The 11,939-nt window shown below is 51.4% G+C and carries 7 protein-coding genes; 2 read left to right on the top strand and 5 right to left on the bottom strand.

The features are described from left to right. Nucleotides 1–151 precede the first annotated feature (151 nt). Nucleotides 152–1,672, bottom strand: a complete 1,521-nt coding sequence (gene exaC / locus EYZ66_RS01235) for an acetaldehyde dehydrogenase ExaC (RefSeq protein WP_116369214.1) — start codon at nucleotides 1,670–1,672, stop codon at nucleotides 152–154. 86 nt (nucleotides 1,673–1,758) lie between these two features. After that, complete coding sequence (locus tag EYZ66_RS01230; RefSeq protein WP_156859321.1) at nucleotides 1,759–2,733, bottom strand: glycyl-radical enzyme activating protein; 975 nt, start codon at nucleotides 2,731–2,733, stop codon at nucleotides 1,759–1,761. A gap of 823 nt (nucleotides 2,734–3,556) precedes the next feature. On the opposite strand from EYZ66_RS01230, the gene EYZ66_RS01225 reads away from it, so the two are divergent. Continuing rightward, complete coding sequence (locus EYZ66_RS01225; RefSeq protein WP_116369203.1) at nucleotides 3,557–5,866, top strand: TonB-dependent receptor; 2,310 nt, start codon at nucleotides 3,557–3,559, stop codon at nucleotides 5,864–5,866. Between the two features lie 271 nt (nucleotides 5,867–6,137). On the opposite strand, the gene EYZ66_RS01220 is transcribed toward EYZ66_RS01225, so the two are convergent. Together EYZ66_RS01220 and EYZ66_RS01215 are read right to left on the bottom strand one after the other, a co-directional pair. Continuing rightward, complete coding sequence (locus tag EYZ66_RS01220) at nucleotides 6,138–6,755, bottom strand: 2-hydroxychromene-2-carboxylate isomerase (RefSeq protein ID WP_009577289.1); 618 nt, start codon at nucleotides 6,753–6,755, stop codon at nucleotides 6,138–6,140. Nucleotides 6,756–6,959: 204 nt separating this feature from the next. Next, nucleotides 6,960–7,808 carry a TauD/TfdA dioxygenase family protein gene (locus EYZ66_RS01215; RefSeq protein WP_009577290.1) on the bottom strand — a complete coding sequence of 283 codons (849 nt, stop codon included), beginning with the start codon at nucleotides 7,806–7,808 and terminating at the stop codon, nucleotides 6,960–6,962. Nucleotides 7,809–7,994: 186 nt separating this feature from the next. Between EYZ66_RS01215 and EYZ66_RS14385 the strand changes: the two genes are divergently transcribed. Continuing rightward, a complete protein-coding gene (locus tag EYZ66_RS14385) occupies nucleotides 7,995–9,032 on the top strand; it encodes an AraC family transcriptional regulator (RefSeq protein WP_009577291.1) in 1,038 nt (345 codons plus the stop codon). Nucleotides 9,033–9,671: 639 nt separating this feature from the next. Here EYZ66_RS14385 and EYZ66_RS01205 read toward each other — a convergent pair. Continuing rightward, nucleotides 9,672–11,861 (bottom strand): molybdopterin-containing oxidoreductase family protein, encoded by a 2,190-nt coding sequence (locus EYZ66_RS01205; RefSeq protein WP_009577294.1) that lies wholly within the window; start codon nucleotides 11,859–11,861, stop codon nucleotides 9,672–9,674. Between the last annotated feature and the right edge of the window lie 78 nt (nucleotides 11,862–11,939).

Genomic DNA, 11,939 nt, shown 5'->3' with positions numbered 1-11,939 from the left:
TCCTATGCACCCCGCCGGTTGGCTCAGCCACAGCTTGCAATCGAATCCATTGCCATTTGGAATCGGCATATGTCCCTGTAGCATGGTTTTGTGACATTTAACCCGGCCGTACAGAAGCCCCCCATTGCAGGGGGGCCGTATCGCTTCGGACTCAGAAGAAACCCAGCGGGTCGATGCTGTAGCTCACCAGCAGGTTCTTGGTCTGCTGGTAATGGTCAAGCATCATCTTGTGGGTTTCACGGCCAATACCCGACTTCTTGTATCCGCCAAAGGCCGCGTGCGCAGGATAGGCGTGGTAGCAGTTGGTCCACACGCGACCCGCCTGAATGCCCCGCCCCATGCGGTAGGCGCGATTCATGTCGCGGGTCCAGACGCCGGCACCCAGGCCATAGTCAGTATCGTTGGCGATGGCCAGTGCTTCGGCCTCGTCCTTGAAAGAGGTCACACCCAGCGTCGGCCCAAAGATCTCCTCCTGGAAAATGCGCATGTCGTTCTTGCCCGCCATCAGGGTCGGCTGCACGTAGTAACCGCCGGACAGATCACCGGACAGGTTGGCACTGTCACCGCCGATCAGAATCTGTGCACCTTCCTGCCGACCGATCTCCATGTAGCTCATGATCTTGTCAAACTGTTCCTTGGAGGCCTGCGCACCAACCTGTGTCTCAGGATCCAGCGGATTGCCCTGCTTAATGGTCTTTGAACGCTCAACCACGATATCAAGGAAACGGTCATAGATGGATTCCTGGATCAGCGCCCGGGAGGGACAGGTACACACTTCACCCTGGTTGAAGAAGCCCAGCAACAGACCCTCCGCACACTTGTTAAGGTAGTCATCTTCATAGTCCAGAACATCCTCAAAGTAGATATTCGGTGACTTACCACCCAGCTCAACCGTTGAAGGAATGAGGTTGTTCGCCGCGCACTTGAGAATCTCATTACCCACCGCCGTCGAGCCGGTGAAGGCCAGCTTGGCAATGCGTGTACTTTGCGAGAGTGCCGCCCCCGCTTCCGCCCCGAAGCCGTTGACGATATTAACCACGCCAGCGGGCAGAATGTCCTGTATCAGCTCCATCACCAGGAGAATGGTCACCGGGGTCTGCTCGGCGGGCTTCATGACCACGCAGTTACCCGCGGCCAGCGCTGGCGCCAGTTTCCAGGCGGCCATCAGCAGGGGGAAGTTCCAGGGAATGATCTGGCCCACCACGCCGTAGGGCTCGTGGAAGTGATAGCTGGCCGTTGTCGCATCCAGTTCAGCAGCGCTGCCTTCCTGGGCCCTGATGCAGCCCGCAAAATAGCGGAAGTGGTCTACAAACAGGGGCAGGTCAGCATTCAGGGTCTCGCGTACGGCTTTACCATTCTCCCAGGTCTCCGCAACCGCCAGCATTTCAAGATTCTGCTCGACGCGGTCAGCGATCTTCAGCAGCAGGTTGGACCGGTCGGCTACCGAGGTGGCACCCCAACTTGCTCGCGCTGCATGCGCCGCATCAAGGGCCTTCTCAATATCCGCCGCCGAGGAACGGGCCACCTCACAGTACACCTGGCCGGTTACCGGAGTCACATTTTCGAAGTAGCGGCCGTCAGCGGGCGCTACCCACTCGCCGCCGATGAAATTGTCATAGCGCGATTTGAAGGAAACTACAGATCCTTCCTGGCCGGGTTGTGCATACGTCATTTTATTTTCCTCATGTGATGGACAGATTGATTATGGGTTATAGGTAAAGCGAAATCAGGAAGGCGCCGGCTGTCTGAGCTGATACATCACCTGTGACAATGGACGTGAATACCTCTGGACTCAAAAATCTCCGTACAGCGGTCAAGCTCCGCGTCCGGCATGAACTTGCCTGTCCCTTCACCGAAGTCCAGACGCTGGACACTGCCGAAGCGTGGCAGCTTGTCGAGCCAAATCGGGTTGTACGGCAAGATCTGCATGTTCTTTACGCCGTTCTCGAGCATAAAGTCAGCAATGGCACTGAGGTTTTCATCTGTGTCGGTGATAAAGGGCACCAACGGGACCCGCGGCAGAACCTCGATCACCGAATCCCGTGCCAGGGCCTGGACCTTCCTGAAGTTCTCATGAATAGAATGGTTGGGAACGCCGCAGTACTGCTTGTGCGCATCGCTGTCCATCAACTTGAGATCAAAGTAGATGGTGTCGGTGTAGGGCAATACCAGATTTTCAAATACCTTGTAATTGAATAGGCCCGCTGTCTGGATCAGCGTGTGGACATTCCGCTGCTTCAGCCGCGAAAACAGTTCGCCGACCGAATCCATCTGCATCAGTGCCTCGCCGCCGGAGACAGTGACACCGCCGCCGGAGGCCTCGAAGAAGGCCTCGTCCTCAAGCACCTTCTCCACCAGCTGATCCATGTCGATGTCATTGCCACAGCGCTCCAGTGCACCTGACGGGCAGACATCAACGCACTTGAAGCACTGGGTGCATTTGTCGCGGATGATCTTGTCGGGCGAACTCAGGTCGATCGCCTGCTCGGGGCAGGCGTCAGCACAGTCGTGACAGCTGATGCACTTCTCTGCATCATAGGAGAGTTCGTAACCGGTGTTGATGCTTTCCGGATTCTGGCACCAGGTACAAGACAGCGGGCAGCCCTTGAAGAACACCACACTGCGAATGCCCGGCCCGTCGTCCAGGGTGTTTCTCTTGATGTCGAAGTACAGCGATGCCTTCCTTGGCTCGGTAACTGCTATCGCATCAATCAGGCTTGCATCAGGTCTCATACACTGCTCGGTATATTTCTAACCTTACCAACCATACGGCAGCTGCGCCATCGGAGGAAATCATATTCGCTCATTTTGAAAGCTCAGCCTCAGTTGAAATATTTATTTCCTATATTTATCAATGCGATACAACTCGCCATACAATGCATATCAGCTCATTGCTTTCACGCATTTGTTTGAATGTTACTTCCGCTACGGAAAATAACTTAGAAAGCCAGGTAAGATAATGGGCCCTTGAAACGCGCCAAGTAACGGGACGTACCATTCAGCAGTGTCAGGGGTCGATCTTTCCCCTGAACTCTAAGAGGACGCTCCCACACAATAGCTTTCTTGATGGCCGGGAGGTGCACCTGATGCGTCATCAGCGGAGAAGACATTACTACGGCCCCCTGTTCCATAAAGGTCACAGAAACGCTCCTCCAGTACACCTCCGCGCCTTGCATCCATGATAATAGCCCGTGATTCCACTGACATTGTTTCGCGGCAATGAATAGTCAAAAGGAGTTAGTTCCCAAGTAACGATCTTCATGCTTCTTCGCATTATAAATGGCCGCTTTAATTGTCTATCAACGCTTGAAATTGTCGCCCCATTCGCAAACGCTACTGACATAGTGCTCCGGAGCGCTTAGGCACCATAACTCAAATTTTATTCACCCCAAGAATATTTAACATACAAAATATAAACTAGAACATAGGGTCTTGAGTCTCCTCACAATTTCGCCAGCCACATCATCAAAATACTAGCAGGTGAGCATTTGCATCATGAGCAGTTGTGTTAGTGATGGGCATAAGAAAATAACTGAATTTTTGAAGAGGCACGATAATGAACAGGTACCTAAACTCCCTCACCCTTCCTCTTGCCGTAGCTATGGCAGTTGGCACTGTAGATGCCAAGGCACAAGCATTGGAAGAGGTAATAGTTACTGCCCAGAAACGCGAACAGAGCCTTCAAGATGTGCCGATTGCCGTGGCAGCGTTCTCGAACGAAATGCTGCAAAAAGCAGGCGTCAAAGACATGTTCGAACTACAGGCCAATGACCCAAGCCTGGTTGTAGGTCAGGGGCATAATGCCTCCACTTCATCGTTCGGTATTCGAGGCGTATTCACAAGTTCCAATAACTTTGGCCTTGAATCTTCGGTTGGCCTGTATGTTGATGGCGTCTATCGTGCACGCCAGGGCTCGATGCTAAACGACCTGGTGGACATCGGCCGTATCGAAATACTCCGAGGCCCCCAGGGTACACTGTTTGGCCGCAACACTCCCGCGGGCGCTATCTCGGTATTTAGTGTTGAGCCAGACTTTGAAGGAACTGGCTATCTTCAAGTGGAGGGTGGCGAGTATTCTCTGTTATCCGGCCAAGGCGCCAAGTCCTTCACCGTTATTGAAGACATTCTGGCTACAAGAGTGACCGGCTTCTACACAGAGCGGGACGGCACTATCAGCGACGTCAGCCTTGGAGATGATAAGATCAACGATCGCGACCGCTGGGGCGTCAGACTGCAAGCCCTATGGACGCCAACTGACGAGCTGTCCGTGCATGTTATTGCGGACCACTCAGAAATCGATGAGGTGTGCTGTACTACCAACAGCTGGAAGAACAACTTTGTCGCGGATGAAGTGCCAGGCAAGACGGGCACGGACGCCAACGCCGTTGCACTGGGTTCCAACATTATTCCGGGTAGTGAATACTTCGAGCGGGAAGTGGCACTCACCTTCCTCCCCTCCTCTGAGAATGAGGACAAGGGCATTTCCGTGCAGGTCGACTGGCAAGCTGACTGGTTCACGTTGACTAGCATTACCGCCTACCGCGAGTTTGAGTCCCATGAAACCGTTGATGTTGATTTCATCGACCTCGACGGGAACGTTCAGGACAACCAGCAGGAACAGAGTCAATTCTCACAGGAACTACGGTTCGCCAACCAGTTCGACAACTGGAACTATGTGGCTGGCCTCTACTACTACGAGCAATCGTTGGACACCGTGTCTTACCTGGGTGTGGGCGATGACGCTTCCGCGTTACTGGGGCTACCGCCCAACGCATTTATTGGTGGAACAGGATCTACAAACTTCGCAGATCAAGAGCACACCAGCTACGCCGTTTTTGGTCAGTCCGACATCAACCTGACAGACAGTCTCGTACTGACCGCCGGCCTGCGTTGGACCAATGAGGAAAAAGAGCTCAGCAACATCTTCATCGACGATGCTGGCGAGGGGCCGCTACCGATTTACGACAACTGGGGCTTCTACTTCTTTCCGCCGTTGGCACCAGTAGATGACGTGTACGAAGAAATCGATGATGATCAAATAACCGGCACGCTTAAACTGAGCTGGTTTGCCTTCGATGACATTATGTTTTACGCCTCTTACGGTACAGGCTACAAATCTGGCGGCACAAATACCGACCGATTGGTACCCGGACTTCCCTACATATTCGGTCCGGAAGACTCCGAGTCCTATGAAGTGGGCATGAAAGCAACCTTCCCTGAGCAGGCGCTTCGCCTCAACGTTGCCATCCACAGGACCGACACCAACGACCTACAAACCGTGTCGTTCCAAGGCAACGGATTCACTTTGCTGAATGCAGGAGTTGCCGAGGCCCAGGGGGCCGAGGTCGAAGTCTCCTGGTTGCCTACCGAACGACTGACCATGAACCTTGGCTACGCCTATAACGACGGCGAGTATTCCGACTTTGAGCTGGGACCCTGCCAGGTAGCCACACCCTGGCATACCGGACTTCCTGATCCCGGCGATAATGGGGACGGCACTTGCGACCGATCAGGCGGAATGCTCCGGGGTAACGCTGAGAACCGGGCGACCTTGAGCGCTGACTATCGTTTCAGCTTTTCCAGCGTCATTGAAGGATTCATCTATGGTGAATACATCTATACCGACGAGAGGATGACAGACGTCAACAACGATCCTCTGAAGTTGGACGACGACTATTTTTATGTCAATCTACGAGCGGGTCTCGATTGGATCAGCTTGGACACATCCCTTACAGTCTGGGCAAGAAATCTCACCGACGAAGACATCGTAGCCACAATCGCTGACGCCGTAGCCCAAGAAGGCAAGTTGATCGGCTACTATGGTGCTCCGCGTACCTGGGGAATCACTCTCCGTAAAAACTGGTGAGTCTTTTGAAATCAATCGGTCATCGCGACGCACAAAATCTCTAATGACATTGTAGTGTGGCGCGGTGATCGATTGAATTTAGAGCCTATAAGTGGCCCCAGAATTTTATTGACCGCTAAAGATTGCCGCGGGTCAAGCGCCATTCACAAGCGGACATTCCAGGGCCAACGTAGATTCTCGACTCATACGCTGCTTTAACGAGTCAGGACTTATGACAGTGACTGCTAACATCCGCATCCTTGCGAATGTGCCTTCGCACTACTGATGAACACTATGTGGTTATCGAGTTCACAATCAGCTCTTCCAATTGCCCGAGGCGCTCTTTTCCAAAGAACATTTCCTCACCAAAGAAGAACGTTGGAATACCGAAGGCACCGCGATCAGCAGCACGTTGCGTGTTGTCGATCAATTCTCGCTTGACTTCCGAATCTTGTGTAGCTTCTAAAAGCGTCTGGCCGTCCAGACCGCCGTCAGTAAACACTTCAACGAATGTCTCAGGATCGTCCATCTTCTTGCCATCTTCCCACATCGCCTTGAACGCGATCTCAATAAACTGCTCGAGTTCACCCCGTTTTTTGGCAGCGATAAAGGCACGCATTAGAAGCAGCGTGTTGACCGGGAAATTCGGGTTCATCTGATACTTGCTCAAACCATGTCGAATAACATAGCGTTCCAGTTCTAGTTGTTCATACGCCAGCTTCTTAGGTACTTCTGCGAACGTAATGAATGGCGCTTGGTTACCGGTTGACTTGAACAGTCCGCCCAGTAAGCATGGAATATACTCGATACTGATGCCCGTTCTTGCAACCAGCCCATCAATAGTCTTATGCACCAGATAGGCATTGGGGCTGGCAAAGTCAAAAATGAATTCTACGGTGGGTGTAGGCATAAAAAAGCTCTCAATTCATCAATTAAGTGGGGAAGGGTCCGATTTCCGGGCCGTACCACTAAGTCTAGTACCTCGTTCTTTTACCCACACGACATCTTCCTCCAAAAATCCTTCTAATACAGGCGAAAGCACTAGGACGGACGACCTAGCGCTTTCGTCATACTAGCCAAAGCTGGTCTTTTCTTCCATGTCGAAAAGTTCTATTTAGATCACAGTATCCGAAATGGTGGTTCGGTGTAATAGCCTGTCATAACCATCATATCCACCAGTGGCCGAGTGTAAAACCGACCTGTTATCCCATATCACCAGCATGCCTTTTTCCCACTTATGTCTATAGACGAACTCCTCTTTCGACTGATGGTTATAGAGATCAATCAGGAGTGCATCCGATTCAGACTTGTCCATGCCAACAAAACCCTGGATATATGCAAGCGATGAAAATAGAGCCTTATTGCCGGTTTCGCGATGCGTTATCACTAGCGGATGCTCCTGCTTATCTCGCGCTTTTTCGCTGGTGACAATTTTCATACTGCGTTGGCGATTCTCCTCGCTGTCGCCGTACACTCCATCAGGTGCATAGCCCAGCTCAGCTGAATGTATTGCCATTAAACCTTCGGTCCTTGCGCGTAATTCATCTGGCATCTGCTCGTAAGCAGCCACCTGATCCGCAAACAAGGTATCACCGCCTGAGGGAGGAATCTTGATGCCGTATAGCGCAGTGGCTGCTGGCGGAGTCTTCATAAAGCTCCAGTCAGAGTGGAAGATTTCGGCAAACACTGGAGCTGTCTCATCTGCATTTCTTTGAATCGCGCAAATATGCTTGTGCCCTTCGATATGGCCGAAGAACGGGTCGTCGCCCAACTCACCAAAATATGCTGAAACGCGTTCTAGGTCATCGTTACTAAGGTTCTGGCGCGGAAACACGAGAACCTTATGTTCAAGCCAATGGCTACGAAGTTCAGACACGATTTCAGGCGAAACGCTCTCGGTAAGGTCGATACCTGTTGCGACGGCACCACATGAAGATCCTGTGGGGGTAACTGTAAGTGACATATGTTTCTCCGTTTTATCTGCGTTCAACTTGCGAGACCGACTAGTTGGCACTCTTTTCTAAGCTAAAGCGATCTCTAACCTGTGATGAATCTTGTTCCTCTAAGTTGTGGAACTCTCAAGAGCACGGTCTAATTTAGAGATTGCGCAGCATATGAACAGGTGATATTGTGCCACTCGTGGGGTTAGATGCTGCCAACATTCGATATGCAGAATCAATTAGAGTCCAAGGGGGTAGTGAAGGCCTATGGGCTTCCGGCACTGATAGCCGAGTTAGCTGAGGAAGGCATTTCACAAGATCAGATTCTGCGAGAGGCGGGTCTTTCCGCACTTTCCGACGATTTACAGTTTCATGAGAGAACAGCTCTTTTCAGAGCAGCTCAAGCACTATCCAGGCGGCCGCAAACCGCACTTCTTGCGGGTCAGCGTCAACGTATTAGTTACTACGGCGCTTATGGCTATGCTCTAGCGACTTGCCGGACAATGCGAGAGGCCGTGGGAACGGGGAGAGCTTTTCTGCACTTGTCTGGAACGCTACTTCGAATCTCTTTCCGGGAAGAAAACGGCGAGGGTGTGTGGCTCTCCCACCAACCAGACTCGCTAGGCCCACTGCTACCATTTGTAGCAGAGTATTGGCGAAGTTCGTTGAACACCCTGTTTTCAACCTTTTTGGGTAGTCGATTCCCCTCGATAAGCATGACATTTCCTTACAAGGCGCCTCGGCACGCTAGTCTCTATAGAGAAATTTTCAGGTGCCCGATCAATTTTGATGCCGACGTCATGGAGTGGCGTTTTGACGCGGCCGTCCTGGATCAACCGTATAATCATGCAGACCCATTCACAGTTGAGCTCTGCGAACACTACTACAATCAATTCTTTAAACACAGCGGGTCACACAGTAAATTTGAACGGGAGGTACTCCGAACCTGCCTGGACCAAAGACATTTCCCAAAGGTGGATGCGGGAACTGTATCCCGAGCCATGAGTATGTCGTTGCGTACCTTTTACCGACGACTGAAACAAGAAGGGGTAAGTTTCCAGGGGCTAATAGACCGACTGCGCTGTTCTGTTGCAATCGAATACCTCAGGAACACACAGCTGACAGTTGATGAAATCTCCTCCAAATGTGGATATCAGGATGTCGCAAATTTTCGAAAAGCATTTAAGCGCTGGACTGGAAATACGCCCTCTTCCATCCGTGGCGGACAGCGGAGCGCAACTCGCTAACTGTGTAGCAATATACAGGTCGCTTCTGATCTGACAAGTCACTCTCAGCTCTACCGTTTCACCAGGCGCTTTAACCCTTCGTGATCAAGAATGGATACATTGCCAGAGTCTTAATTGATCACCCCCAATGATTGCCATTCATATATAGCTTGGTAAATACTTTGCCTGCTCACACCTAGACTTATAGCCAAATCTACTTGTGATTCCGTTAGCGCATTCCTTCTAGCCAACTGCTCAAAGCAAAATAGTTGTTTCGACAAGCGCATCCTAATTGGCAGAGACGCTATTTCCTCCAGATAAGTTCCTGCTAGCCGGACTCTAGAGCACAGGATACTCGCCCACATGCGATAGAGCTTCGACTACTTTTCGAGCCCGTTCATAGTCACACTTATCTAAATCATCAATAATGAATCTCAACGCGAAAAAATTGGCCTGAGCTCTGAACGAAGACCCTCCCAGGCTGTGCATGAGGTTTTTAGGTTGAGAGCGCGTCATCTCTTGTCTTGCTTTTGGGCAGCATACGTCGTTTGATCCAACCGTCGAGTCCAGTCTGTTTGAACGAGAATATTCTACTGGCTATCCAGGCCATCAATACGGACTTTACTTCCAATACTCGCTCTTGAAATTCGGTACGCTGAGTCATATTTCCACCTGAATGTTCTGTGGTTTATCTGCCTTTACCACGCGGCCGGGAAAACCCTTGAAATGAGGAATGCCCTGCTCATAATCCAAAAACTCATCGTCGTCGGAACACAGTACCGCGTCACTCGACAAGAATGCTCCTGCGAGCTCCTCTGTACCTCTTGTTTCGGGGTACCACCAGCCATGAGGTACTCGTACATGTCCCTCCTTCATCGAAGGCTGAACAGAGAGCTGCGCACTGACCTTACCGTACGCAGTCTGCAGCTCCACCCACTCCTCGTCGACTAATCCATCGCGCTCAGCATCCGTTGGATGCATGAATATTCTGGGAATAGGACAACGCTGTCGTAGTTCGCTGATATTGCGCTGGCCGGTCTGGAAGAAGGGATCTTCTCGAACGCCGTTAAACACGCGATATGGATACTCCAGAGACGGCGTCGGTCCCTCACGGTGATAGGGCAAAGGATCGAAGCCAAGCTCCTCCAGTACAGAGGAATACAGCTCAACTTTACCGGAAGGGGTCGCAAAACCATCTTTGCGATATTTCCGGTATCTCGGCGACGGCATCTCCATGAAGCCGGACTTTTCGAACTCTGCGAATGTGCGGTTGGAGCGAGATAGGCGGTAATCGAGCAACTCTTCTGGCGTCTTCCAGGGGAACCGGTCTTCAAATCCAAAGCGGACCGCTAGGTCGCGCCAAAACTGATAAGTACCACTGCTCTCTTCCGGTGGCTCAGCTACTTTCTGCGAAAGACTAAGACGTGTTGTCCAGTTCCATGTATCAGATATGTGGTTTCGTTCAGAAAATGCGTCTCCAGGTATGACATAGTCAGCGAGCATAGCGGTAGGCGTTAGGAAAAGTTCATGGGCAACGATAAGCTCCTGATTTTGCATGGCCCTATGAATCTGGTGCTGATTCGGATAACTCATCAGCGCATTGTTGCCAAGTACGAAAAATGCCTTCACAGGGTATGGATCGCCGTAAGCCATGGCCCTGAAAAGCTCGCTGGGATTAGCCATTTGACAGCCGGTCACAATGTCAGCGTATGGAAATCCCCAAACTTTCTCAGTTGGTTCTTTCAACATCTCGGCTACGCGATAAGTATAAGCGGGATGCTTCTCATAGCCCAGTTGCTTTGCCTTTTGTCCAACGGAAAGCTCTTCATGCAGTCCAAGTTCCGACTCAGGTACAATGTTGGGGTTGAAGCCGCCGAGAATTTCACCACCGACAACATCCAAGTTACCGGTCACGGCTCTGAGAATCGAGTGGAGGCGAATCGACGATGTTGAAGATATCTGCATATCCGTAATTGGCGTCCAGGGAATAATAGCGCCATCGGCATTTGCATAGGTGCGTGCGGCTTCAGCGATAAGATGCCGGCTTACCCCGGTAATTTCCTCTACGCGCGCTAGCGGATATTCGTCAACCCGAGCCTTTAATTCCTCGAAACCAACACACCACTTCTCGACAAATTTCTTGTTATAAAGCCCCTCGTCAAATATGACCTTCAGCCAGCCCAGACACATTGCAGCATCTGTGCCCGATCGAAGCCTGAGATGAATATCAGCCACCTCAGCCTGCTCTGAGATTCGTGGGTCAAGCACAATTACCTTGGCACCACGCTCACGCGCAGATTCAATCATATTGTAGATCGGTGTCCAGGAGTGTTTTCTGGGGTTATGACCGAACAATACTATACAGTTTGTATTCATGAAATCGCCCATGGGAAACCAGCCATAGGTCATGCGATTGACTGCTGCAGTATTACCCGCACAAAGTGACACACCGCTAATCCAGTTGGGTGATCCAAGCAGGTTCATGAAGCGGCGGTCCGTACCCTGGGTTGTCTGGGTATTCCAGGCAGACGTGGAAACAGCGAAAGCCTCAGGACCGTATTCTTTCACGATATTTTTGAGTTTGGCTGCAATTTCATCCATGGCCTGTTCGTAGGAAATCTCCTGCCACTTGTCTTCGCCGCGCTCGCCAACGCGCTTCAATGGAACTCTTAGACGCTCTTTGTGATTGTGAATGCTGGGAGCCGCTACACCCTTGAAACAAATATTCTTTGCAAGCAAGGGGTTATCATGCGACGTCACGCGGGTGACCTTGCCATCTTTCGCGTCGGTTCGAACCTGACAACCGATGTCACAGATAGAACAAACGGAGTATCCTGTCTTCGTTGTCATGGCTTTCCCTCAAATTCAAGTGTTATCAATGTCGCTCTGGTGTGAAGTCAGGCTAACAATGTGGTCTCCGCCCTGTCG

This window comes from Aequoribacter fuscus (assembly GCF_009910365.1).
GTDB lineage: Bacteria > Pseudomonadota > Gammaproteobacteria > Pseudomonadales > Halieaceae > Aequoribacter > Aequoribacter fuscus.
This window is presented reverse-complemented; position numbering and strand designations above follow the sequence as displayed.